The 24,298-nt window shown below is 71.1% G+C and carries 24 protein-coding genes; 16 read left to right on the top strand and 8 right to left on the bottom strand.

The window, feature by feature from the left end; genetic code table 11:
• The first annotated feature begins 77 nt into the window (after positions 1–77).
• From ABZ463_RS16395 to menC, 9 genes are all read left to right on the top strand, one after another.
• Positions 78–1,610 carry a serine hydrolase domain-containing protein gene (locus ABZ463_RS16395; RefSeq protein WP_362776731.1) on the top strand — a complete coding sequence of 511 codons (1,533 nt, stop codon included), beginning with the start codon at positions 78–80 and terminating at the stop codon, positions 1,608–1,610.
• A gap of 209 nt (positions 1,611–1,819) precedes the next feature.
• Positions 1,820–3,385: an ABC transporter substrate-binding protein gene (locus ABZ463_RS16390; protein ID WP_362776729.1), complete on the top strand. Its 1,566-nt coding sequence runs from the start codon at positions 1,820–1,822 to the stop codon at positions 3,383–3,385.
• Between the two features lies 1 nt (position 3,386).
• On the top strand, positions 3,387–4,343 hold the full coding sequence (locus tag ABZ463_RS16385; protein WP_362776726.1) for an ABC transporter permease: 957 nt from the start codon (positions 3,387–3,389) through the stop codon (positions 4,341–4,343).
• Positions 4,340–5,134: an ABC transporter permease gene (locus ABZ463_RS16380; protein WP_362776724.1), complete on the top strand. Its 795-nt coding sequence runs from the start codon at positions 4,340–4,342 to the stop codon at positions 5,132–5,134. Before ABZ463_RS16385 ends, ABZ463_RS16380 begins: the two co-directional genes overlap by 4 nt.
• Complete coding sequence (locus ABZ463_RS16375) at positions 5,131–6,879, top strand: ABC transporter ATP-binding protein (protein ID WP_362776722.1); 1,749 nt, start codon at positions 5,131–5,133, stop codon at positions 6,877–6,879. The genes ABZ463_RS16380 and ABZ463_RS16375 overlap by 4 nt, the downstream gene beginning before the upstream one ends.
• A gap of 238 nt (positions 6,880–7,117) precedes the next feature.
• Complete coding sequence (locus tag ABZ463_RS16370; protein WP_362776720.1) at positions 7,118–8,662, top strand: D-aminoacylase; 1,545 nt, start codon at positions 7,118–7,120, stop codon at positions 8,660–8,662.
• The gene (locus ABZ463_RS16365; protein ID WP_362776718.1) at positions 8,659–10,230 is read left to right on the top strand and encodes a helix-turn-helix domain-containing protein; all 1,572 of its coding nucleotides are present in this window, start codon (positions 8,659–8,661) and stop codon (positions 10,228–10,230) included. Before ABZ463_RS16370 ends, ABZ463_RS16365 begins: the two co-directional genes overlap by 4 nt.
• A gap of 180 nt (positions 10,231–10,410) precedes the next feature.
• Positions 10,411–11,211 carry a GNAT family N-acetyltransferase gene (locus tag ABZ463_RS16360; RefSeq protein WP_352013860.1) on the top strand — a complete coding sequence of 267 codons (801 nt, stop codon included), beginning with the start codon at positions 10,411–10,413 and terminating at the stop codon, positions 11,209–11,211.
• Complete coding sequence (gene menC, locus ABZ463_RS16355) at positions 11,208–12,314, top strand: o-succinylbenzoate synthase (RefSeq protein WP_352013859.1); 1,107 nt, start codon at positions 11,208–11,210, stop codon at positions 12,312–12,314. Before ABZ463_RS16360 ends, menC begins: the two co-directional genes overlap by 4 nt.
• 18 nt (positions 12,315–12,332) lie before the next feature.
• Here the strand turns inward: menC and ABZ463_RS16350 are convergent, their stop codons facing one another.
• Entirely contained in the window at positions 12,333–12,866 is a 534-nt protein-coding gene (locus ABZ463_RS16350) for a GNAT family N-acetyltransferase (RefSeq protein WP_362776714.1), read from the bottom strand.
• Between the two features lie 76 nt (positions 12,867–12,942).
• On the opposite strand from ABZ463_RS16350, the gene ABZ463_RS16345 reads away from it, so the two are divergent.
• From ABZ463_RS16345 to ABZ463_RS16320, 6 genes are all read left to right on the top strand, one after another.
• Positions 12,943–13,767 (top strand): ABC transporter ATP-binding protein, encoded by an 825-nt coding sequence (locus tag ABZ463_RS16345; RefSeq protein ID WP_362776712.1) that lies wholly within the window; start codon positions 12,943–12,945, stop codon positions 13,765–13,767.
• Complete coding sequence (locus tag ABZ463_RS16340; RefSeq protein WP_352013856.1) at positions 13,764–14,588, top strand: ABC transporter permease; 825 nt, start codon at positions 13,764–13,766, stop codon at positions 14,586–14,588. Before ABZ463_RS16345 ends, ABZ463_RS16340 begins: the two co-directional genes overlap by 4 nt.
• Positions 14,589–14,597: 9 nt before the next feature.
• Positions 14,598–14,837, top strand: a complete 240-nt coding sequence (locus tag ABZ463_RS16335) for a helix-turn-helix transcriptional regulator (protein WP_352013855.1) — start codon at positions 14,598–14,600, stop codon at positions 14,835–14,837.
• Positions 14,838–14,851: 14 nt separating this feature from the next.
• The gene (locus ABZ463_RS16330) at positions 14,852–15,388 is read left to right on the top strand and encodes a hypothetical protein (RefSeq protein ID WP_362776708.1); all 537 of its coding nucleotides are present in this window, start codon (positions 14,852–14,854) and stop codon (positions 15,386–15,388) included.
• 86 nt (positions 15,389–15,474) lie between these two features.
• A complete protein-coding gene (locus tag ABZ463_RS16325) occupies positions 15,475–16,530 on the top strand; it encodes a hypothetical protein (RefSeq protein ID WP_362776705.1) in 1,056 nt (351 codons plus the stop codon).
• 115 nt (positions 16,531–16,645) lie between these two features.
• Positions 16,646–17,482 (top strand): hypothetical protein, encoded by an 837-nt coding sequence (locus tag ABZ463_RS16320; protein WP_362776703.1) that lies wholly within the window; start codon positions 16,646–16,648, stop codon positions 17,480–17,482.
• Positions 17,483–17,575: 93 nt separating this feature from the next.
• On the opposite strand, the gene ABZ463_RS16315 is transcribed toward ABZ463_RS16320, so the two are convergent.
• Positions 17,576–17,890, bottom strand: coding sequence for a DUF6204 family protein (locus ABZ463_RS16315; RefSeq protein ID WP_362776701.1), 315 nt, complete (start codon positions 17,888–17,890; stop codon positions 17,576–17,578).
• Complete coding sequence (locus ABZ463_RS16310; protein WP_362776699.1) at positions 17,890–18,510, bottom strand: helix-turn-helix domain-containing protein; 621 nt, start codon at positions 18,508–18,510, stop codon at positions 17,890–17,892. Before ABZ463_RS16310 ends, ABZ463_RS16315 begins: the two co-directional genes overlap by 1 nt.
• Before the next feature lie 281 nt (positions 18,511–18,791).
• Here ABZ463_RS16310 and ABZ463_RS16305 point away from each other — a divergent pair, with 281 nt between their 5' ends.
• Complete coding sequence (locus ABZ463_RS16305) at positions 18,792–19,196, top strand: hypothetical protein (RefSeq protein WP_362776697.1); 405 nt, start codon at positions 18,792–18,794, stop codon at positions 19,194–19,196.
• Here the strand turns inward: ABZ463_RS16305 and ABZ463_RS16300 are convergent.
• The 5 genes from ABZ463_RS16300 to ABZ463_RS16280 form a co-directional block, all read right to left on the bottom strand.
• Positions 19,141–19,782, bottom strand: a complete 642-nt coding sequence (locus ABZ463_RS16300) for a helix-turn-helix domain-containing protein (protein WP_352013848.1) — start codon at positions 19,780–19,782, stop codon at positions 19,141–19,143. The two genes, ABZ463_RS16305 and ABZ463_RS16300, sit on opposite strands and share 56 nt — an antisense overlap.
• 32 nt (positions 19,783–19,814) lie before the next feature.
• Entirely contained in the window at positions 19,815–21,011 is a 1,197-nt protein-coding gene (locus tag ABZ463_RS16295) for a cytochrome P450 (protein ID WP_362776695.1), read from the bottom strand.
• A gap of 902 nt (positions 21,012–21,913) precedes the next feature.
• The gene (locus tag ABZ463_RS16290; RefSeq protein WP_352013846.1) at positions 21,914–22,519 is read right to left on the bottom strand and encodes a hypothetical protein; all 606 of its coding nucleotides are present in this window, start codon (positions 22,517–22,519) and stop codon (positions 21,914–21,916) included.
• 187 nt (positions 22,520–22,706) lie between these two features.
• Positions 22,707–22,910, bottom strand: a complete 204-nt coding sequence (locus tag ABZ463_RS16285) for a DUF397 domain-containing protein (RefSeq protein ID WP_352013845.1) — start codon at positions 22,908–22,910, stop codon at positions 22,707–22,709.
• Positions 22,901–23,728, bottom strand: coding sequence for a helix-turn-helix transcriptional regulator (locus ABZ463_RS16280; protein ID WP_352013843.1), 828 nt, complete (start codon positions 23,726–23,728; stop codon positions 22,901–22,903). Before ABZ463_RS16280 ends, ABZ463_RS16285 begins: the two co-directional genes overlap by 10 nt.
• Positions 23,729–24,298: the final 570 nt, after the last annotated feature.

Below are 24,298 nucleotides of genomic sequence, written 5' to 3'. Positions count from 1 at the left end.
CCGGCGCCAAAGCGGTGTCGTCAACTTTGCGTCCACGGCCAAAAGGTTCGCGGCACCGTGTCGTGCATAGTGAAGCCATGGATCTTGAACTGGTAAAACGCGAGGTCGCGGCCCTGGTCGGGCCCGACGCCCCGGGGCTCGCGGTCGGCGTCTACGCCGACGGAAAGGCTCTGCTCACCACGGCCCAGGGGATGGCCTGCGTCGAGTTCGGCGTCCCGGTCGACGCCCACACCCGCTTCGACATCGCCTCGGTCAGCAAGCAGTTCACCGCCGCGTGCGTCATGCTGCTGGCCAGGGACGGCAGGCTCAGCCTCGACGACGACATCAGGAAGCACATCCCGGACCTGGCGCTGACCGTACCCGTCACGCTGCGGCAGTGCCTGCAGCACACCGGCGGGCTGCCCGAGTGGTACACGCTGCAGGCGTTCACCGGGACGCCGTTCACCGCGCTGACCGAGGAACGGCTGCTCGACGAGGTCCGGGGGATCCGGCACACGGCCTTCCCGCCCGGGACCGACTTCAGCTACTCCAACACCGGCTACGTCCTGGCCGCCGTGGTGGTCCGCACGGTGAGCGGGAGCTCGCTCGCCGAGTTCGCCCGCGAGCGGATCTTCGGCCCGCTCGGCATGGACGACACCCTGTTCAGGGACGACACCACACTGCCGCTGCCCAGGCTGGCGTACGGCTACGGCAACGCGGACGGCGAGCCGAAGCGGGCCGACACCCTGGAGAGCGCGGTCGGTGACGGCGGCGTGGTGACCAGCGTGGCCGACCTGGCCCCCTGGTTCGGCTTCCTGGCCGACGGGCGGGTCCTGGGCGACGACCTGCGGCGGCAACTGCTCGAACCGACCGTGCTGGCCGACGGCACCGCCCTGCGCTACGCCAGCGGCATCTACCACACCCCGATGGCGGGCAGCGCGGGCTACGGGCACGCGGGAGGCGTCCCCGGCTACCTGTCGAACCTGCTGTACCTGCCCGAGGCCGGCTTCGGCGTCGCCGTACTGTCCAACCAGACGGCGGTCGACCCGGTCAGGCTGAGCGAACGCCTGGCCAGGGCGCTGCTGGGCGAGGTGCCCGGGGCACTCTTCGAACCGGCCGAGACGGTGGACCCGGCGGTCGAGGTGCCGGCCGGGCACTGGCACGACCCGGTGGGAGACGCCTTCCTCACGCTCGAAGCCGCGGAGAACGGCCGGGTCAGGCTCGACAGGAGCGGTGACGTCACCGAGTTCGCCCTCGCCAAGGACGGCCGCTGGTACGGCCTCGGCGACGCGGACGGGCTCTGGCTTGAGCGCCGGGACGGCGAGCTGGCGCTGGACAGCGGCCTGGGGGCCCGGCGCCCGATCGTCTACCGGCCGTGTCAGGCGCCGGGCACCGAGCCCATGCCCGGCGGGGCCTACCACAGCGAGGAACTGGACGTCCGCGTCACGGTCAGGGACGGCGTGCTGCGCGCCGGGCGTGAGCTGCGGCTTCCCGTCGAACCCGCCCCGGCGGGGGTGTGGCGGGCGGGGCCGTTCACGTTGCGGCCCGACGGCGACGACCTGCTGATCAGCGGGGGCGGCCTGCGCCGGATGCGCTTCACGGGCGAGCCCGGCGGCGACCTCCGTGGATGAACCCGGAGACGGCCTTCCCGGATGAGCCCGGAGAGGGCTTTTCCGGGGCGGCCCGGGAGCGCCGGAGGGCGGGCCGAGGCGGGGAGCGGGAGCCCATGTTGGCCTGCAGCACGAGGGCGGGACCGAGGGTTTTGGCTGCGGGGTCAGTGAACGCGGGCCGGACGGCTTCTAGCGTCCCACTATCCCGCTCCCCTCCCGAGGTGGTCACCATGAAAACGCCGACCATCAGGGCCGCCGTGGTCGCCCTGCTCCTCCTTCCCGTCGCGGCCTGCGCGGGCTCCCCGCAGAAGGGCGCGACCGGCGCCGACCGCGACACCCTGGTCTGGGCGTCCTCCGCGGCGCCGAACAGCCTGGACATCGCGCACGGCTTCAACAACGCCTCGACCACCATCCAGCTCGCGGTGCTGGACACCATGGTCACCCTCGACGCCAAGGGGGCGCCCGCCCCGGGCCTGGCCACGTCGTGGACCCAGCCGACGCCGGACAGCTACGAGTTCACCCTGCGCAAGGCCGTGACCTTCACCGACGGCTCCCCGCTGACGGCCGACGACGCCGCCTACTCCCTGAGCCGTCACCTGGACCCGGCCGTCGCCTCCCAGGCGGCCAGCTACTTCACCACCGTCAAGAAGGCCGAGGCCGTCGGAACCGACAAGGTCAGGGTCACCCTGACCCGCCCCAACCCGGCCTTCCTGTCGGTGGCGGCCATCGCCTGGCAGGTCGTGCCGCGCAAGCTGGCCGAGGCGCACCCCAGGGACCTGGGCAGTCCCGAGGTCGGCACGGTCGGCACCGGCCCCTTCAAGGTCGTGAAGTTCTCCCTCACCTCGGGCACCGTGCTGGAGCGCAACGAGTCCTACTGGGGGCCGAAGCCCGCGCTGCGCCGGGTCGAGATCAAATCCATCTCCGACGCCGAGACGCTCAGGATGGCCGTCAGGTCGGGGGAGGTCGACGCCACCGACGGTCTCAACGCCCGTGACGCCCGCAAGTGGACGAACCTCCCCGGCGTCACCACGAGCTTCTACCCCGGCAACAACATCGCCTACCTGTCGCTGGCCGTCGGCAACGGCCCGCTCAAGGACGTCCACGTACGGCGGGCCATCGCGCACGCCGTGGACCGCCAGGCCCTGACCACCCTGATGACCGGGGGGCACGGCACCACGGCGAGGGCGATGCTGCCGATGCCGCAGATGACCGCCCTCTACGGCGACGACACGCCGAAGTTCCCCGACCACCCGTTCGACCTGGCCGCCGCCAAGGCCGAACTGGCCAAGTCGGCCTACCCGGACGGGTTCACGATGGCGGTGCCGTACTCCTCGGGGTCGGACGGCGCGACCGTCATGCAGGCCGTCGCCGCCGACCTCGCGAAGATCGGCATCAAGCTGACCATGGAGCCGAGCCCCGGCGACAGGTACGTCGCCATGCTGATGGACCACAAGGGGCTCGGTGTGCAGTACGTCAACCTCTCCTACGGCACCCCGGAGCCGATCGAGGTGCTGCCCGACATGATCGGCCGCGCCGCGGCGAAACCGCAGGGCTTCAACTTCTCCGGGTACGGCTCCGCCGAACTGGACGCCCGGCTCGACGCCCTGAGCGAGGCCACCGGTCAGGAGCGCCAGGACCAGGTGACCGCCCTGCTCACCGAGATCGGGGAGCAGGTGCCGTACGTCCCGCTGTTCCACATGGACAACGGCATCGCGCTGCGCGACGGGTTCACCGCGCCGGGACTGAGTGTCTGGAACCCCAACTTCTTCGTCGTCATCCGCCCGGCGGGCAAGTGACATGGCCGTCCTCACTCTCGTCGCCCGCCGCCTGGCCGCCGCGCTGGTCCTGCTCGGCGCGCTCTCGGTGATCACCTACGGGCTGCTCGTCGCCTCACCCGGCGGTCCCGAGCAGGTGCTGCTGGGCACCCGCCCCTCGACGCCGGAGACCAGGGCCGCGATCAGGGCCGAGTACCACCTCGACGACCCGTTCCCGCTGCGCTACGCCCGCTGGCTCGGCGACGCCGTACACGGTGACTTCGGCGTCTCCATCTACTCCAGGGAGCCGGTCGCCGACGTCATCGCCGACCGGCTGCCGGTCACCGCGGGCCTGGCGGGCTACGCCCTGCTGATCACCTTCGCCGTCGGCGTCCCGGTCGGGCTGGTGGCCGCGATGGGCCGGGGCGGCCTCCTCGACCAGGGCATCACCCTCGGCTCCCTGGTCCTGCTGGCCGTACCGCCGTTCGCGATGAGCATCCTGCTGCTGTACGGCTTCGCGGTCACCCTCGGCTGGTTCCCCGTCTTCGGCGCGGGCGAGACGTTCGCCGAACGCGTCACCCACCTGACGCTGCCCGCGCTCGCCCTGGCCGCGGCGCAGGGAGCCATGGTGGTACGGCAGATGCGGGCGGCGGCGCTCGACCTGGCCGGGCAGGACTTCCTGACCTTCGCCAGAGCGCGGGGGCTGCCGCGCGCGCGTGTCTGGATCGGTTACGCGCTGCGCAACGCGGCCCTGCCCGTGCTGACCGTCGGCGGCCTGCTGCTGGCGGCGAACCTGACCGGCGCCCTCTTCGTCGAACAGGCCTTCGGCCTGCACGGGCTCGGCGCCCTGCTCATCGCCGCCGTCAGCCAGAAGGACATCCCCGTGGTGCAGGCGCTCGTCCTGTTCAGCGGTGCGATCGTGGTCGTGGTCAACCTGCTGATCGACCTGGCCTACCTCGTGGTCGACCCCCGGGTACGGCACGGCGCGGTGGCGCTGTGAGGGGCGTGCTGGCCGGGGTGCTCGGCCTGGCGATCCTCGTCGGGCTGTTCGGCTCCCACCTGGCCCCCTACGACCCGGCGACGCAGGACCTGGCGCTCGGCGCGGCCGGTCCGGACGCGGCCCACTGGCTCGGCACCGACGACCTGGGCAGGGACGTGCTGTCCCGCCTCCTGACCGGGGCCGGGTCCGCGCTGCTGTGGCCCGTCCTCGTCGCGCTCGGCACGACCACGCTGAGCACCTCGCTCGGCCTGTTCGCCGGGTACCGGCTCGGCTGGATCGACGCGCTGATGATGCGGACCGTGGACCTGGCCATCGCGATGCCCGGAATGCTGGTGCTGATCGTGCTGGTCGGCGTGCTCGGCGGCGGGTACGGCTGGTCCGTGCTGGCCATGGCCGTACTGTTCACACCGGGCGACATCCGGGTGATCCGCAGCCTGACGCTCGCCCAGCGCGACCTGGCCTACGCCGAGGCGGCCAGGACCCTGGGGCTGCCGCCCCGGCGCGTCATGTTCCGCCACCTGCTGCCCAACCTCGCCCCCACGGTCGTCTCCAACGCCCTGCTGAGCTTCGTGGCCGCCCTGGTCTCGCTGGCCGGGCTCTCCTTCCTGGGCATCGGCCTGCCCGCGGGCACCCCCGACTGGGGGCTGATGGTCGAGGAGAACCGGGACCTGCTCGACCTCAACCCCTGGGCCTCCGTCGCCCCGGTCGTCCTGATCACCCTGATCGCCACCTCGGCCACCCTGCTGGGCGACCGGCTGTTCGACACCCTCTCCAAGGGAGGCTCCCGATGACCCTCCTCGACGTCACCGGCCTGACCGTCACCGGCCGTCACCTGGTCGTGGACGGCGTCGACCTGACCGTCTCCGCGGGGGAGACCGTCGGGCTGGTCGGCGAGTCGGGCAGCGGCAAGTCGCTGACCGCCAGGGCCGTGGCGGGGCTGCTGCCCAAGGGCATGACCGCGTCCGGCTCGGTCACCCTGTCCGGCCTGCAACTGCTCGGCGCCCGCGAGCGCGTGCTGCGGTCGGTGCGCGGCAGCCGGGTCGCGCTGCTCATGCAGGACCCCTTCGCCATGCTCAACCCGCTGATCACAGCCGGCGCCCACATCGCCGAGTCGCTGCCCAGGACCAGGGCGGCGCGCCGGAACCGCGCCCAGCGCGGGGAGGAGGTGACGCGGCGGCTGGCCGAGGTGGGCATCGACGACCCCTCGGTCGCGGGACGCTACCCCTTCCAGCTCTCCGGGGGGATGCGGCAGCGGATCGCCCTCGCCGCGGCCCTGGCCGGTGACCCCGAGCTGCTCATCGCCGACGAGCCCACGACCGCGCTCGACGCGACCACCCAGCACGAGATCCTCATGCTGCTGCGCGAGGTCCAGCGGGCGCGCGGGATGGGGGTGCTGCTGATCACCCACGACCTGCGGGTGGCCTTCGAGATGTGCGACCGGGTCGCGGTCATGTACGCGGGCCGGATCGTCGAGAGCGGGCCGGGCTTCGACGTGGCCAAGGTGCCCGCCCACCCCTACACGTCCGGGCTGCTGGCGGCGCTGCCCTCGGTGAGCGTGACGCTGCCCAGGCTTGAGGGCATCCCGGGCGCCGTGCCGTCCGCGGGGGACGTCACCGGGACGTGCGCCTTCGCCGACCGCTGCTCCCAGGCCGAACCCGGGTGCGGGCACGCCCGTCCGCCGCTGCGCGAGATCACCCCGGGCAGGCACACCGCCTGCCTGTACGAGGTGCGCCCCCGCCCCCACGCCGGGTCCCGTGCCGGGTCACAGCCCGCCACGCTCCGCGAGGCCCCGGCGGGCGGCCCGCTGCTCACCATCGACGACCTGCGCAAACAGTACGGCGGGCACACCGCCCTCGGCGGCGTCTCGCTGACCGTCATGGAGGGCGAGAGCGTCGGCGTCGTCGGCGAGTCGGGTTCGGGCAAGACCACCCTGGCCCGGTGCGTCCTGGGCCTGGCCACCCCCGACGGAGGCCGGGTGGAGCTGGCCGGGCTCGACCTGACCCGGCGCGGGCGGCGGGGAGACCGGGCGCACCGGCTGGTGCAGTGCGTCTTCCAGGATCCCTCGACCTCGCTCAACCCCTCCCTGACCGTGGGCTCGACGCTCGCCGAGGCCGCCGCCCAGGGATCACGTGAGGGACGGCTCTCCGTCCCCGAACTGCTCGACCTGGTCGGCCTGCCCGCCTCCTACGCCGAGCGCCGCCCCAGGGCGCTGTCCGGCGGCGAACGGCAACGCGTGGCCATCGCCAGGGCCCTGGCCGTACGGCCCGCCCTGCTGATCTGCGACGAGCCGGTCGCCTCACTGGACGTCTCGGTCCAGGCCCACGTGCTGGAACTGCTGCGCACGGTGGGCCGCGACCTGGGCACCAGCCTGCTGTTCATCACCCACGACCTGGCCGTGGTCAGGCAGATCACCGACAGGACCGTGGTCCTGTTCAAGGGAGAGGTGGTCGAGGAGGGCCGAACCCCCCAGATCCTGGACGCCCCCACCCACCCCTACACCCAGAAACTCCTGGCCTCGGTCCCCCCAACCCCCTAGGCCCCGTTCCAGCCCCGCGCGTGAGGAGTTTGATCTTCGCCTTACCGGCGCCGTGCGTGAGGGGTGTCGGCTTGGGCGCGTCGGTGTCTGGACTGAGGAACGCAGGAGCGAAGCGACGGAGTGACGAGGGAAGACGCCGACCCGAAGCGCCCAAGCCCGCGCTGCCGAAGGCAGCGCAAAAGACACTGCATACTTTGGTCGCTTGTGGCCGGAGTAGTGAGAAAGGAAACCTTGCATCATGCACGACCTGCTGCTCAGCCATGGAAGCGTTCACGACGGGTTCGGCAGCCCCGCGAAGGACGCCGACGTCGCGATCTCCCAGGGCCGGATCGTCGCCGTCGGCTGTGACCTCGGGCCCGCCAGGCGGGTGATCGACGTCGCGGGGATGGTCGTCGCCCCCGGTTTCGTCGATCCGCACAGTCACTCCGACACCGTGCCCTTCCTCGCCGAACCCCAGCCCTTCAAGCTCCACCAGGGCGTCACCACCGAGATCGTCGGCAACTGCGGCTTCTCCTGCGGGCCGGCGAACCCGGAGACGGCCGGGTTCATGCCCGCCGTACTGGCCGAGCAGGCGTTCACCACGTTCGGCGAGTACCTCGACGCGGCGCGGGCGGCGGGGCCGAGCAACAACCTGGCCGTCATGGTGGGGCACAACACGCTGCGGCTGGCGGCGAGCGGGATGGAGGCGAAGCCGACGGGCGAGGCGCTCGACCGGATGCGCGTCCTGGCGGCCGAGGCGTTCGAGGCGGGCGCCGTCGGGCTGTCCAGCGGCCTTGAGTACGTCCCCGGCGCCTACGCCGGCACCGACGAGCTGGTCGCGCTCGCGCTGGTCGCCCGGCGGTGGAACCTGCCCTACGCCACGCACATGCGCAGCGAGAGCGAGGGCCTGGCCGACGCGCTCGACGAGGCGATCACCGTCGCAACCCGGGCCGGGGTGCGGCTGCAGGTCTCGCACTGCAAGGCGTCGGGCCGGGCCGTACACGGGTCTTCGGCCATGCTGCTGGCCAAGCTCGCCGAGGCGCGCAGGTCGGGCCTGGACGTGCGCGCGGACGTGTATCCGTACCTGGCCTTCTGCACCGGTCTGGTCGCCGTGCTGCCGCCGGTCGCCTGCGAGGGCGGCCAGGAGGCACTGCTGGCCAGGCTCGCCGACCCCCTGACCAGGGCAGCGCTCCGCGCGATGGCCGAGGACCCGGCGACCGGCACCGGGGTCGGCCTGTGGCGTGAGCTGCACCCGGCCGACGTGCAGATCCTCACCCACTCCGACCCCGCCGTCGAGGGCAGACGCCTTGCCGACCTGCCCGGGGACCCGTGGGAGGCCCTGTGCGACCTGCTTCGGCGGGACCCGCACGCCTCCGGGGTCTTCCACACCATGCACGACGACGACGTGACCGCGATCATGGCGGATCCGCTGGTCTCCATCGGTTCGGACGGCGGGCCCCCGGTCGGCCCCAACCACCCGCGTACGTTCGGCACCTTCCCCACCTTCCTGGGGACCTACGTCAGGGAGCGGAAGGTCGTCCCGATGCCCGAGGCGATCCGCAAGGTCAGCTCGGCCGTCGCCGCCCAGTTCGGGCTGACCGACCGGGGCTGGCTCGGTCCCGGCGCGGTCGCCGACGTCTGCGTCTTCGACCCCGCGACCGTCGGCCACGACGGCACCTACGAGGTCCCCGACGTGCGTCCCCACGGGGTGCGGCACGTGTTCCTCGCCGGGCGGGAGGTGGTCGCCGACGGCGAGTTCACCGGGGGCAGGCATGGAACGGTCCTGCGCCGGGGGATGTCATGACGGCGCGCGGCCGGGTCACGCTCGGTGTGCTGCTGGACAGTCTCGGTCCCGAGATGGTGCGTCCGCTCGCCCTGCCCGGCGGCAGGGAGCCGCTGATCGGCACACCGGTCATCTACGACCCCGAGGAGGCCATGACCGGTCTCGACGGCGCCGTGCTGCTGGTCACCGGGCGCCCGTCCGCCGAGATGCTGACCCGCGCGGGTGAGGCGGGCGTCGCGGTCGTGGTGGTCAAACCGGGCACGAGCGACCCGGAGTCGCTGGCCGAGGTGGCAGAGGCGGCCGGTACGGCGTTGCTCGCCGCCGCTCCCGACCTGTCCTGGGGGCAGCTCTACACGCTGATCGACGCCCTGCTCGCGGTGGTCGCGCCCGTCGAGTCGCTGGGCGACGCCAGGGCGGCCGACCTGTTCGCGCTGGCCAACCAGGTGGCGGTACGGGTCGGCGGGGCCGTGGCCATCGAGGACCTGGCGATGCGGGTGCTGGCCTACTCGACGGTCGAGGGGCAGCAGATCGACGACCTGCGCAGGGAGGGCATCCTGGGCCGCAGGGTGCCCGAGCACCCGACCAACACCGAGGAGTACGCCGCGGTGCTGCGCGCCGAGGACGCGGTGTGGAGCTACGAACCGCGCGAGTACTACCCCCGGCTGGCCATCGCCATCCGCGCGCACGGTGAGGCGCTCGGCACGATCTGGGCGCTCAGGGCGGAGGAGCCGCTGGCGGCCGACGCCGCGCAGGTGCTCGCGGAGGCGGCCCGCGCCGCCGCCCCCCACCTGGCCAGGATCACCCTGGCCGCGGACGAGGCCCGCAGGCGCCGTGACGAGTGCCTGGGCAACCTGCTGCGCGGCATCGGGCCGGTCAGGGAGCTGGCCACCTCCTTCGGCCTGCTGCCCGACGAACCGGTCACCGTGGTCACCATCGGGCCGTACGGCCGTACGGCCGACGCCTTCGCGGCCACCCACACCGGCGACCTGCTGCGCACCGCCTACGCGGCCTACCGGATGCGCGCGGCGACGGGGGCGGTCGACGGGCGCGCCCACGCGATCGTCGCCACGGACTCGGTGACGCCGCTGCTGCGCAGGATCACCGCCGACGTCCTGGCCAGGATGCGCGACCGGCTCGGCGGGCAGTGGCGGGCGGGGATCGGCAGGGTGGTCCCGGCGGCCGCGCTGGCGCCGACCAGCGCCCGTCAGGCGGAGGAGGCGTTGCGGGCGGTGTGCGGGCCGTACGCGAGGGCCGAGGTCGGGCACCACGAGGAGTTGTCGGCGGCGCTGTTCCTGATGGACATGGACGCCTCCGTCCGGGCCAAGTCCTCCCTGCACGGCGAGCCGCTCGGGGTGGTCGCCGCGCACGACGCCAGGCACGGCACCCACTACGTGCGCAGCCTGCGGGTGTGGGTGACCGCGCACTACGACGTGCCCAGGGCGGCCGACACGCTGTCCCTGCACCCCAACACCCTGCGCTACCGGCTGCGCAGGATCGGCGAGCTGATCGACCTGGACGACCCGGACACCCGCCTGGTCCTGGCGCTCCAGCTCCGGCTGAGCGGAGCCGCGGGACCGGACGGCTCGTGAGCGGCGTCATCGGGCCGGGCGGGCTTCGAGCGGCGCCGCCGGGCCGTACGGGTTCGGGCGACGCCGCGAGGTCGTGCGAGCGCCGGACGGGTGGCGCTGAGCGGGACCACAAATCCGGGCGGGTGAAGTTCGGCGTGTGCGCCAACGCTCCGGAGGCCTTCCGGCAGGATGCTGTCTGCCATGGTCGAACTCCTCGCCTCGGCTCGGGCCGGGGTACGTCTCCTCTCTCTGCACGGCACCGCCGACCTGCAGCGCGCCGACCGGCTGCTCCGTCAGGTCTGGGGGACCAGGCCGGGTGACGATCCGCCCATCTCCCTGGACGTGATGTGCGCGCTGGCGCACGTCGGCGGCTACATCGGCGGCGCCTTCCTCGACGAGGAACTGGTCGGCGCCGCCGTGGGGTTCCTCGCCGCGGACAGGAGCCTGCACTCCCACGTCGCCGGGGTCGCCTCCCGGGCGCGGGGACTCGGCGTCGGCCTGGCGCTCAAGGAACACCAGCGAGCCTGGGCGGCCGAGCGCGGCCTCGTCGCCGTCTCCTGGACCTTCGACCCGCTCGTACGGCGCAACGCCTACTTCAACCTGGTCAAACTCGGCGCGAAGGTCGCCGAGTACCTCCCTGACTTCTACGGCCCGATGAGTGACGGCATCAACGACGGGGACGTCTCCGACCGGCTGTTCGTCACCTGGCCCGTCACCCCGGACCCCGCCCCGGCCACCGAACGGGCGGCAGGGCCGTCCGAGACCGCCGCCGTGACCGTCCTCGACGAGGCGGGGACCGTACGGCCCGGCGGCGGGGCGCCTCTGCTACGCTGCGCGACTCCGCCGGACATCGAGCGGTTGCGCGTGGACGAGCCCGGCGAGGCCAGACACTGGCGGGCCGCACTGGGCGGGGTGCTCGGCGCGGCGTTCGCCGACGGTTACCGGATCACCGGCTTCACCCGATCCGGGTGGTATCTACTGGCCAGAGGAGGCACGGCGTGAAACTGACAGGTGTGGAGCTGCGTAAGGTCGCGCTGCCGCTGGTGACCCCGTTCAGGACGTCCCTGGGCACCCAGACGGTGCGGGAGGCGCTGCTCGTGCGGGTGGTGACCGACGAGGGCGAGGGCTGGGCGGAGTGCGTGGCCGAGGACGAGCCGAGCTACTGCCCCGAGTACCTTGAGGGCGCCGCGGACGTGATCCGCCGGTTCCTGCTGCCGGTGCTCTTCCCCCTCGACCTGGACCCGGCGGCCGTCGCCCCCGCGTTCGGCCACGTGCGCGCCCACCAGATGGCCAAGTCCGCCGTCGAGACGGCCGTGCTCGACGCCTGGCTGCGCTCCCGGGGCGTCTCCCTGGCCTCCTACCTGGGCGCGGTACGGCACAGCCTGCCCGTCGGCGTCTCGGTCGGCATCGCCGAGAGCATCGACGCGCTGCTCGACACCGTGGACCGGCACCTGGCCGCCGGATACGCCAGGGTGAAGCTGAAGATCGAACCCGGCTGGGACCTCGAACCCGTCAGGCGGGTCAGGGAGACCTTCGGCTCCGGTGTGATGCTCACCGTGGACGCCAACACCGCCTACGAGGCCGCCGACATCCCCCATCTGACCAGGCTCGACGCCTACGGCCTGGCGATGATCGAGCAGCCCTTCGCCCCCGGCGACCTGCACACCCACGCCCGGTTCGCGGCCAGGTCGAACACCCCGGTCTGCCTGGACGAGAGCATCACCTCGGCGCGTGACGCGGCGGCGGCGATCAGGATGGACGCCTGCTCGATCATCAACATCAAGCCGGGCCGGGTGGGCGGCTACCTGGAGGCGCGGCGCATCCACGACGTGGCCCGCGCCAACGGGCTGCCCGTGTGGTGCGGCGGCATGCTGGAGACCGGTCTCGGCAGGGCCGCCAACCTGGCGCTCGCCGCGCTGCCCGGTTTCACGCTGCCCGGCGACATCTCGGCGACCGCGCGCTACTACGGGCGGGACGTCACGGCGCCGTTCGTGCTGACCGGGGGAGAGATGACCGTGCCCTCGGGGCCGGGGATCGGCATCACCCCCGTCCAGGAGGACCTGGACGCGCTGACCACCGAGACCGAGTGGATCGCCGCCCCCTGACTTCGCGGTGACCGGCGCCTACCAGACGTCACCGTCGCGCCAGTCGCAGGTCAGCGTGCCCGACAGGGTGAGCGGAACCGTCACGGGGAGGACGTGGACCCCCTCGTCCTCCTCCTCGGTGCGTTCGAGGCCGTCCGGGGTGAGCGCGAACGTCTCGCCCCGCCACTGCCGCCAGCCGCGTCCCCGGTAGAAGGGCACGGCCTCGTCGGACGCGCTGAGCGCGCCGAGGTCGTAGGCGCCGTGGACGACCCGTTCCAGCGCGTCCATCAGGGCGGTGCCGTACCCTCCGCGCCGTAGGTCCGCGCGGACCCCGACGGCCTCGACGTAGCCCGCGCGCAGCGCCCTGCCGCCGTGCAGCATCCGCCGCTGGACCACCGAGGCGTGCCCGACCAGTTCGGCTCCCCGCCAGGCCAGGGCGTGCACCCCGCCCAGGGCGTGCTCCCAGTCGTCGTCGCTCAGGTCTCCGTCGAAGACCTCGACGAGCAGTCTCCTGGCGGTTTCGAGGGTGGCGGTGCCCAGTTCCGAGGTGTGGGCCGTACGAACGTCGATCATCTCTCCATCCTGTCAGCCGAGATCCGTTCGTAGTAGTGGTTGTTTGGTATGTAGTAGGTGTACTACATTCGAAAGCATGGATGCTGTGATTAGCGTTCGCGGGCTGCGAATGTCGTACGGCCGGAACGAGGTGCTGCGCGGGGTCGACCTTGAGGTGCGACGCGGGGAGACCGTCGCACTGCTCGGGCCGAACGGCGCGGGGAAGACGACCACCGTCGAGATCCTCGAAGGCTTCCGCCTCCCGTCGGCGGGCGAGGTCGAGGTCCTGGGTGTCGATCCCGCGCGGGGTGACGACGCCTGGCGGGCCAGGCTCGGCGTCGTCCTGCAGAACTGGCGGGACCACCCGCGCTGGCGGGTGGGCGAACTGCTCGGCCATGTCGCCGCGCACTACCCGGCGCCGTGGAACACCGGGGAGCTGCTCGACGCCCTCGGCCTGTCCGGGAAGGCCACCGCGAAGGTCGGCCGGCTCTCCGGCGGCCAGCGCCGCAGGCTCGACGTGGCGCTCGGCGTCGTCGGCAGGCCCGACCTGCTCTTCCTCGACGAGCCGACGACCGGCTTCGACCCCGAGGCGCGGCGCGAGTTCCACGACCTGGTCCGCGGGCTCGACACGACCATCCTGCTGACCACCCACGACCTGGCCGAGGCCGAACGGCTCGCGGACCGCATCGCGGTGCTGGTCGAGGGACGCGTCGCCGTCTCCGGCACCCCCGCCGAGCTGGCCGCCGCCGTACGGGCGCCGTCACGGGTGCGCTGGCAGGACGGGTGCGAGCTGACCGACGACCCGTCACGGCTGGCCTGGGAACTCCACCAGAGGTACGGCGGGCCCGTCCCAGACCTGGAGATCCGGCGGCCGACGCTGGAGGAGAGCTACCTGAGCCTGATCGATCGGAGCGCGGCATGAACGGCACACTGGGCCTCGGGATCCGCCGAGGACTGATCGAGCAGGGCACCCTCCTGCGGGACAGGAAGGAGGTGACCGGCCAGCTCGCCGGCGGGGTCGGCGTCTTCCTGCTGCTCACGCTGTGGATAGGTGGCAATCCGGCCGGTGGCGGAGTCGACATGGCCACGTTCATGGCGGTCGGGTTCACGGCGTTCATGGTGTTCTCCACCGGGGTGACGACGCTGCCGATGCTGATCGCGGCCGACCGGGAGGAGGGCGCGCTGCTCCGGCTGCGGGCGCTGCCGCGCGGCATCCCGGTCTACGTGACGGGACGCGCCGTCTCGGTGCTGTGCCAGATCCTGACGCAGGCGACGCTGATGCTGCTGGCGGGCGTGCTCGTCGCGGGCGTCCGGCCCCCCGCGACCCCGCAGGCGTGGCTGACCTTCGGCTGGGCGCTCGTGCTCGGGGCGCTCTCCGTGGTGCCCGTCGGGGCCGCGCTCGGCGCGATGCTGTCCAATCCCAAGAGCGCGGCGCTGGTGCTCGGGCTGCCGTCCATGCTGCTGATGCTGATCTCCGGGGTGATGCTCCCGCTGCGGATGCTGCCCGAGGTGGTCGGCCGGGTCGCCCAGGCCTTCCCGCTCTACTGGCAGGGACACGCCCTGCGGGCCGCGTTCCTACCGCCGGGTGCCGCGGCGGCCGAACTCGGCGGCGCCTGGCAGCTCGGGACCGCCGCGACGGTGATGGGACTCTGGGCGATCGCCGGTATGGTTCTGGCACCCTGGCTGCTGCGCAAGGTCACCCGCGGGGCGTCCGGGACCCGGCAGGCCGAGCGGCGGATATGAGGCTCCCGAATGTCCAGCGAGATCGTCTACAACCGCATCTCGATGCTGCGCGCCGAACGCGGGATCTCCCGCAAGGACCTGGCGACGGCCCTGGGTGTGCACTACCAGACGGTCGGCTACCTGGAACGCGGCGAGTACAGCCCCAGCCTGTTCCTCGCGCTGCGGATCGCCGAGTACTTCGAGGTGCCGGTGGAGGTCGTGTTCTCACTGACCCCCTTCGCCCGGCTGGGCAGCGGGGGCGGGACATGAGGAAGGAGAGACCGATGCGTCGCTGGATCGACCGTCGCGTCCGCGAACGTGTGGCCCTCATCGAGAACAGCCCGGCCCGCCGTGTCTGGACGGGCAGGCGCAACCGCAGGCGGCTCGTGATCGCCGGGGGCGCGGCCCTGCTGGTGCTCTGGGCGGGCCTGGTGGTCATCGTCAGGTTCGCGCCGAGCGACCTGGCCCGCAACGTCTACCTGTCCATGTTCGCGCTCGCCGTGGCCGTCCTGGTCCCGGTGTACGGCTGGCTCACCCTCGCCACCAAGGGCGTCACCACCATCCCCGCCGAGTATCTCGACGAACGGCAGCGTGGCGAACAGCAGCGGGCCTACACGGGCGCGCACACCCTCACCACGGTCGTGCTGGCCGTACTGGTGGTCCTGGCCGGCCTGTGGAGCACGGGAGGCCGGCTGACCCTGGACGTGCCGACCGCCCTGCTGCTGCCCCTGGCCCTGACCCTGCTCGCCACCCACTACACCCTGCCCCTCCTCCTGGAGGGCTGGCGGCTGCCCGACCCGCCCCCCGACGAGGACGACTGACAGATCGGCTGTGAGCCCTCTCAGCCCGGCTCAGCTTCGCCACAGGACCACCTGTGTAGGTTCCGGAGCCGAACGGGGGTCGGCTCATGACTGACATCGCACATCCATCGTCACCCGATCGGCGGTTGGCGTGGACCGGGTACGCGGCCTTCGGCTGGGCGGTGGCCTACGGGGGGTTCGGCCTGGCCACGGCGCTGACCGGAACCGCGATCTTCTACCGTGCCGCGCACCCGCTGCCGGTCGGCCTGAACTGGGCCGCCGTGACCGCCGCCGCCCTCGTGGCGGTGACGACGCTGGCCGTGGCGCGGCCCCGGGGCCCGCGGCTTCCCCGGCGGGTCGTTCTCGCCGCCCTGATCGGGCTGTGCGCGCTGGTCGGCGTGGCCGCGTTCGGCCTGCTGATGGACGCGATCACCTTCGTCTTCGGCCAGACCGTCGACAGCTGGACGGGGGCCGCCAACCGGGCGCTCGCCGGGCTCGGTGTGGTGCTGCTCGCCGCCACGGCCCTCTCCTACCGCTCCTCGACCTCCGGCGTCTGCCCGCGGTGCGGTGCCGTACACACCTCCTCGACCGTGTGGAACAGGCCGGAACCCACACCCGCTCCGCGGCGCGTCCGGGCGTCGGCCTACGTGGGCGCCGCGGCGTTCCTGCCCTACGCGGTCATGAAGACGACATGGGCGCTCGGCGGGACCTTCGCGGGGATCACCGGCGAGGAGATGGTGGCGACGCACGAGCGCAACGGCGCCTCGGAGCTGTGGCTCACCCTGGACCGCTGGGGCATCGACCCCACGGCGCTGCTGGCGGCGCTCGGAGTGTTCCTCCTCCTCGGTCTGGTGCGGCCCTGGGGCCAGGTGTTCCCCCGCTGGACGCTCGTCCTGCGGGGGAGGCGGGTGCCCCGCTGGCTGCCGCTCACCCCGGCACTGATCGGCGCCGCCACGCTCGCGCCCTACGGGGTGGCCGGAGTCGTCTACGCCACCCTCGGCACGGCGGGCGTGATCACCGTCTCCAGGGGAGACTTCTCCACCGTGGGCGACGCCCTCCTGGTGACCTGGTTCGGCCTGGGCGCCTTCGCCGCGTACGGCCTGGCCCTGGCCCTGGCCGCCTGGTCCTACTGGCGCCGCACCCGGCCGACCTGCGTGGGCTGACCGCCGGGACCGAGGCTCCGGAAAAGGGCTCTCATGTGAGGCTTTCGCGCTCGGCCCACGGTGGTCGAAATACGCCCCGCGCCGGGCGACACGACAACGGGAAGGTGGGGAAATGATGACCGGGTGGTCTCGGGAGGAGGTCTTCGCGGCGCTCAGGGGGTGTCTGCTGCGGGTGAGGGTCTTGACGGAGGGGGCCTTCGTCGTCGATGTCGTCGCGGAGCCGTACGGCATGCTGGTGGTCTTCCGCTGGAGGAAGGACCCGAACACCTACGCCGTCGAGGTCGCCTTTCCCACGGAGCCGAGGAACTCCGTGATCGGCGAACCGATGACCTCGCCGGACGAATGGGCGGCGGACGTCGGTTACCGCCTCGCGGAGGAACTCGCGACCGGGCTGGTCCGCCGGGGGCGCAGGACGGTCAGGGACGGTTATGTGGTGCTGGGCGTTCGCGACGCCCCGGACCCCTGGCCTGCGGGGTTCTATGTCAGTGATGTTCCGCTCATATCCCTGCGAAGGGGGTTCCGTCTCGCGCGGAGGCGGACGGTGGTTCCCGTGGCCGCGTCCGAGGCCGGTTCCTGGCTGGCCGAGGCGGGGATGGACGTGACCGTTCCCCGGAGGCTGGTCGCCGAGAACAGGCTCGTCTGCTGGTTGCAGGTCTACGCCGACAACGAGCGGGGAGAGCCTTTCGTCGGTCAGGCGGTGGCCTCCTGGGAGGACGCGCCGCGCACCACCGCCCGCCTGGAACTGGCGCACGTCCAGCCCGGCGTCCCCCCGCAGGTGCGTGCCGCGCTGGTGCGCGTCGTGATCCACGAGGCGGCCGAGGTGGGTGCCCTACGGGTGGTCACCGCGCTCGACGTTCCCGAACTCCACGAACTGGGGTTCCGGCCCCTGGACGGCGGCGGCCTCGCGCTTCACACCACCGTCGCCGAGCCGCCCTCCACGCCCGGAGGCTGACCCGGCCCACCGGGGAGGACGGCCGCCGAAAGACGGCCACCGGGGAGGACGGTCTGGGGAGGACGACCCCGGAGGACGGCCTGGGGAAGGCGGTCAGCGGCGGCGGATCTTCACCTCGCGCATGTCGACGGCCGAGACCGACAGGTCGCCGTGGCCGTACTCGCCGAGTCTGGCCTTGGCGGCGGCCAGGGCCAGTTCGACGGCCTCGGCCTCGCCCTCCTCGTCGTCGACCGCGATGACGTAGCGGAAGCTGAACGGCCCGATGGCGGCGTCGTAGGCGAAGCCGCCCTCCCTGGTGAAGCCGTTGAGCAGCATGTCGCGGTCGGCCAGTCGCGCGGTCAGTTCGGCCCGCTGGTCGTCGGTGAGACCGATGAACCTGCCTCTGATGGTCACCCGGTAGTCGTGCATCAGTCCTTCTTTCGCGTGTCGAGTGCCGCCCAGGAGTCGAGGAGGAGGGTGACGGCGTCGGTCGCCGTGCGGTCGTCGACGTCGTCGGGGGTGAGCAGCCTCTGGACGAGCAGGCCGTCCTCCAGGGCGTGGACGATCATGGAGAGCAGTTTCGGGTCCGCGGGCGGGCCCGCGTCCCGGCGGACGAGCTCCCGCCGTACCCCCTCGGTGATCGCGTCTCTGGCGAACAGCTCCCGCTGGGCGAGCAACGGGCGGATCTCCGGGTTGCGCAGGGCGTAGAGGAGGAGCTCAAGGCGTAGCGCCAGCCAGCTCTCCTGGTGCTCGGCGTGGTCGCGGTGCCAGGCGTGCAGCAGGCTCGTCAGATGCTCGGACGAGGTGGCCCGGCCGCACATCTCGGCCAACTCCTCCCGTGCCCGTTCGGTGCGCCTGGTGAGCAGCGCGACGACCAGCTCGTGCTTGCCGTCGAAGTTGCCGTAGAAAGCCCCTCGGGTGTAGCCGGCCCGCTCGGCGATCTGTTCGATGGAGGTGCCGTTGACCCCGCGTTCCGCGAACAGCTCCGAGGCCGAGGCCAGTAACTTGCGCCTGGTCTCCTCACGGCTCTGCTCCCTTGACAACCGCATCCACATACCTCCGCGCTCAGATACAGGAGTGTATCTGAAAGTGATCAGTGCGGACGCGTGCCGCGGACCCGGACGGAACGTGCGATGTACCCGGGGTCGGATCACTCAATCCGCACAGCCGGGACGGTACGGTCGGCGGCGGTTTCGCCCGTGGTTTCGCCCGTGGAGGAGTGGAGGGCAAAGACCCGTCCACGGGACGGCACCGGGACGGGCGAGGTTTCCCCGGCGTCGGTGACGGCTCACCGGTCAAGGGGCAGCAGATTCATATGGCACAGCACCATATGGCACACAACACGCGGATGACGGGCTGGATCGGCTGGATCTGGTTCGCGGGCGTGGTCATGATCGTGGACGGCTTCTTCAACGCCATCTCCGGTCTGTACGCGATCTTCAACAACGATCTCTACGTGCAGATCCGCGACAAGCTGCTGGTGCTCAACCTCACCGGATGGGGCTGGGTCCACCTCATACTCGGCATCCTGCTCGTGGCCGTCGGCATCACCCTGCTGATGGGTCAGGAGTGGGCGCGGATGGCGGCCGTCGTCCTCGTGGCGGTCAACGCCATCACCCAGATGGCCTGGCTCGCGGCCAATCCGTGGTGGTCCATCGTCGTCATCGCGGTCGACGTCGTCATCCTGTACGCGCTGATCGTGCACGGGCGTGAGGCCGCTGCCCTGCGGGACTGATCCTCTCGCCCGGCTCGGACGGCGGAGGCAGCGGCGCCTCTGAAGGACGGGTCCCGTCGAACAGGAGCGCCAGGTATCTCCGGTGGCCGTCGAGACCCGTCGGGCCGATCGTGGCCAGGGTCATCACCACCATCGCCGCCAGGTCGCGGACCAGCAGGTCGGCGCGGACCAGTCCGCGCCGCTGGGCGTCGGCGAGCACGTCGCCCAGCGGCGCGCCGAACCGCTCGAACAGGGACTCGGTGAACGCGCCCGCCTCCCGTGCCGCGGTGAGCAGGGCGCGGTGCGAGGCCAACGTGTCCACGATGGCGCCCAGCGCCTCGGCGAGCCCCTGCCGAGGGTCGGCCGCCCGGCGGGCCGCCAGCGCGTGCGGCTCGACCTCCTCGGTGAAGTACGTCTCGAAGCAGGCCCTGATCACGCCGTCACGGTCGCCGAACCGCCGGTAGACGGTGGCGATCCCGACCCCGGCCCTGCGGGCGATCTCATCGAGGGGTACGGCGGTGCCCCCCTCTCGCAAGGCCGTGATCGCAGCCCTGACGATCCTGTCGGAGTTGCGCAGGGCATCGGCTCTGTGTCGTTGCTCTGGCACACACCGAACGCTAGCAGTCCGGATGCGGACGGTTACCAGGCGACCTGCAGGGAGGTCAGGCCGTACACCACGTGGAAGGTGCGGAAGTGCGCCTCGGGATCGACGACGCGCAGCCCGGGGAAGCGCCGCAGCAGCGCGGGGAAGGCGACCCGCATCTCCATCCGCGCCAGCGGGGCCCCCAGACAGTGGTGCACTCCGTGTCCGAAGGCCATGTGGCCGTAGGCGCCCCGGGTGATGTCCAGCTGCCCGGGATCGGGCACGAACGCGGCGTCGCGGTTGGCCGCGGGCAGGGAGCACAGCACCAGCTCGCCCGGTTCGATGACCTGCCCCGCGACCTCGACCTTCGTCGTCGCCATCCTGAAGCCCCCGGAGTGGACGATGCTGAGCCAGCGCATCAGCTCCTCGATCGCCGCCTCGACACGCTCGGGCTCCTTCCTGAGCAGGTCGAGCTGGTCGGGGTGGCGCAGCAGGGCCAGCGTGCCGATGCCCAGCATGTTGGCGGTGGTCTCGTGCCCGGCCACCAGCAGCAGGCTGCCGATGCCGGCGAGTTCGTCGTCGCTCAGCTCGTCGCCGTGCTCGCGCACCAGCATGCCGAGCAGTTCCTCGCCCGGGTCCGACTTGACGTGGGCGACCAGCTCGGCCATGTACTGCCGCGACTCACGCTGGGCCGCGATCCGCTCCTCCGGCGCGAGGGACAGGTCAAGCAACCTGCCGGTCCTGCGCTGGAAGTCCTCCCGATCGGCGTACGGCACGCCGAGCAGCTCGCAGATCACCAGCGAGGGGATCGGCAGCGCGAAGGAGGAGACCAGGTCGGCGGGGGATCCGGCCTTCTCCATCGCGTCCAGGTGGTCCTCGACGATGCGCGTGATCCGGGGTTCGAGCCTGCGCATCCGGCGCAGCGTGAACTCCGGCGTCAGGATCCGGCGTATCCGGGTGTGCTCAGGAGGGTCGAAGGAGAGCAGGTTGCCCGCGCGCAACCTGGCCTTCTCCTCCTCGGTCCGGTACGGATCACCGGGCACGGGGTAGTGGCTCTGCCAGTCGTTGCTGAAGCGCTCGGCGTCACCGAGCACCGCCCGTACGTCGTCGTGGCGGGTGACCAGCCAGGCGTCGAAGCCCAGCGTCGTCGTGATCTGCCTTATGCCCTCCTCGTCCCGAAGTGCCTCCAGCTCGGGAGCGGGGTCGAACCCCGCCCGCCACATGTGCAGCGGCAGCGCAATGGACTCGGTCATGCGACCCCCCGGTTGACTTACCTTCCGGCCGTTCTGTTCCTTCCCAAAAAACGATAGCAACCTATCGATTAGTGGCAAAGAATTACTCACTGGTTGTCAGTCCAAATTGGGATTTGTCTTGCTCTTCCCTGCGAAGGTGCAGGGATTTTGGATACCGGTGCTTCCTTCCACATATGCCCGCTTGAGCAGGAAAGATGGTGGTTTGGTGGCGTTTCGGATGCTCGCTGGAGGCAAAATTGTCATGCCCGTTTCGCTCTCCACCTGCGAAGTGCCGAACCGGAACGCGCCGATCACCCCGCGCGGGGTTTGTCGCGAACCCGCTGCGTCACCGTGGCCCTTCGGGGCGTCCGCCCGCGTGCCGTCCGGCCCGGCACGCGGGCGACGAGCGCGGGCACCCCTCCCTCCCCGCTTCCGTTTATCGGACAAGCGGATGATGGGCGGTGTACGGCGGCGCGCTGTTCCTTGTCGCGCGTGATCGGATCGTGAAACGGGCCTGCAGGGGCCATGGATCGTCCTCGCCGGGGCGATTGGGGAACCTGATGCGTTCGTGTTGTCCGGCGGAGCGTCGGCGACGTGAGAACCGGCCCTGTGGCGACCGCCGGGGCCGAGATTCAGTCGTCGGCACGGGGTTCCTCGGGGGCCGAGTCGGTGAGGATTCGCGGCGTTGCCGCCTTCGGTGCCGTGCTCCCAGCCGTTTCCCGCTTCAGGGGAATCCGCGAAAAAGGCTCCGGTCCGGCGTCCCGTGATGCCGGACCGAACCCCGCTTCGGCGTGTCCACGACGAGAACACATCGTCAACACGCGACTCCCCTCCGCTTATATAGCTTTTTATCATAACGGAGGGTTATATTTCCGTTTATGATCCCCCTTGGGGAGTTTCGGGGATTTATTCGGATGTTTTGGTCAGTCAAGAACCCCGATGCGGGCCACGTCGGTGATGAAACTGACCTTTGTTCCGCCGAGAGAGGCGGACACATGCCAGCAGCCAAGATGGGGAAGCGGCAGTGAGATGGGCTGCACACCGGGCACCGGGTAGGGGCCGGGGCTCTCCCCCCGCACGGTCTCACCCGTCTTGACCGAGACGGCCTCGACCGTCAACGCCTCGTCACGATCCCGCCACCACACCGTCTTGACGGCCACCGTCTCGCCGGAACGCTTGTAGGCGACGTCGGTCGTGTCCAGCAACGTCCACAGGCCGCCCACGCCGTACCAGTCGCCGGGGGTCAGCTGCTCCTGCCGGAACTGTTCGCCCACGTCCTGCGGCATGTCACCCCGGCTGCGCAGCTTGGTCACCGGGCACCCCTTGGTCTTCTTGCCGGGCACCCCGGGACCGACCGTCACGGCGGGCCGGGGAACGGGCGACGACGGCGCCGAGACCGACGCGGCCAGGGACGAAGGCGGCGAGGACGACGGCGCCGGAGCGGGGATCCGGGCGCTCACGGCGCTCTGGCCACAGGCGGAGACCGTCGCCAGCAGCACGAGGACGCCGGCGACCCGGCTCCCGCGCATCAAGTGAGCCGGGCGAGCTCGGGGGCCCCGGCGCTTCCTCCGGAGAATGAGGACTTTCGCCATGCGGTGGTGCTCAGGTCCATTCCTGTTTACCTTCCTCTGGCATGAGATGACACCGGTCCCCGCACCGTGAGGGGCGGGCCGGTGTCATCCGACGCGTCGTCCTGTGACCGATCAGGAAAAAACCCTAGACCAACCTGTCGAACTCACCGGTTTTGACGCCTTCGACGAACGTCCGCCATTCGGCGGCGGTGAAGAGAAGGCTGGGCCCGTCGGGGTTCTTGCTGTCACGCACCGCCGTGCCGCCTGTCAGACCGGCGACCTCGACACACTGCCCACCGTTTCCGCCGGAGAGTGAGGACTTTCGCCACACAGTGGTGCTCAGGTCCATTCCTTTTTCACTTCCTCGATCATGCGGAGGGATGCGTGCTCAGGATAGGCCCACAGTCGTATGGCTTCATAGCGTTTCCAGACGGAGGCGACGGTCTCGCGCTCGGAGGAAACCCGTCCATCTGCCGAAGAATCCACATGGACGATGTCGGGATCGCCGTTCGGAAGTTTTGCGATCATGAAAGCGCCGAGCATTCCCGGCAGGCATTCCGGGGCGACGAGCTGAAGGGAGACAGAGGGGTGTCTCACCGCGTCGAGCAGATGGTCGAGCTGCTCCCGCATCACCTCGGGGCCGCCGACCGGGCGCCGCAGCACACCCGTGTCCATGAGGACCAGCAGGGAGGGAGGGTTCCGCTGGTCGAGGATCTGCCGCCTGCGCATGCGGGCCTGGACGCGTTCGTCCACCTCGGTGGCGGTGATCCTCGGCTCCAGGCTGAAGATCCGCCGCGCGTAGGCCTCGGTCTGCAACAGCCCGGGAACCAGCAGGGGGTCCCAGGAGTGCAGGGCCAGCGCATTGGGTTCGATCTCCTCAACCCAGCCCATGAACCACTTCGGGCCGCCCGGTCTGGCCACGATGCGCCGGTGCAGACCGACGAAATGCTGTCTTTCGGCCAGGTTGAAAATCTGGTCCAGCTTCTCCGCGTCCGCCCTCGACGGGGTACGGGTGGCCATCTCCAGCCTGCTGATCTGGGTCTGCGTGCATCCGAGACGGGCGGCGACGGCGGACTGGGACAGGTGCGCCGCCTCGCGCAGGCGCCGCATCTCCACGCCGAACCGCACACGAGGAGAACCGGGGTCGAGGGAGGGGACGTCACCCATCGTGACCCCTCCGGGGCGCCGGTGACCCGGTTCCCGGTGTCGTCCCGGCATCGGGAGGGGAACGGAAACCAGACCGGGAAAACCAATCAACTGTCATTGTCCTGCCCACTCTGACCTGGGAATCCTTTTCACGGGAACTCTGACCTCGAAAGCAGTCCGACAAATAATCCATAACTCATGGTGAGGGGGACGGTACCAGGCGTTTTCGTGCCGGGACACCGTCGGATGGAACAGACCGGTACGGCAATTTTTCACTTCTTGGGTGTGCTCATTCAAGCCATACTGTGTTTCTTTGCGCCGCCTGCGGCGTCGCGGGCTCGGGCGCCCTGAGTCGGTGCTTTCCCTCGTCTCTTCGTCGCTTCGCTCCTGCGTTCCTCAGTCCAAGCACCGACGCGCCCAAGCCGGACACCCCTCACGCTTGGGGCCGGTAAGGCACAAGCAAACCCTTCACGCACGACACCGGAAAGCGCAGGTCGAACCCCTGGGCTTGGCATGGGGAAGGCGCAGGTCCTTGGCGTCGGGAAGCGCTGGGCGAACCTCTCCGCGCGGTATCGGGAAGGGCGAAGACAA

It is taken from the genome of Streptosporangium sp. NPDC020145, from assembly GCF_040631275.1.
In the GTDB taxonomy this organism is placed as follows: domain Bacteria; phylum Actinomycetota; class Actinomycetes; order Streptosporangiales; family Streptosporangiaceae; genus Streptosporangium.
Note: the sequence above shows the minus strand (reverse complement) of the source record. Positions and strands in the feature narration are given on the sequence as shown.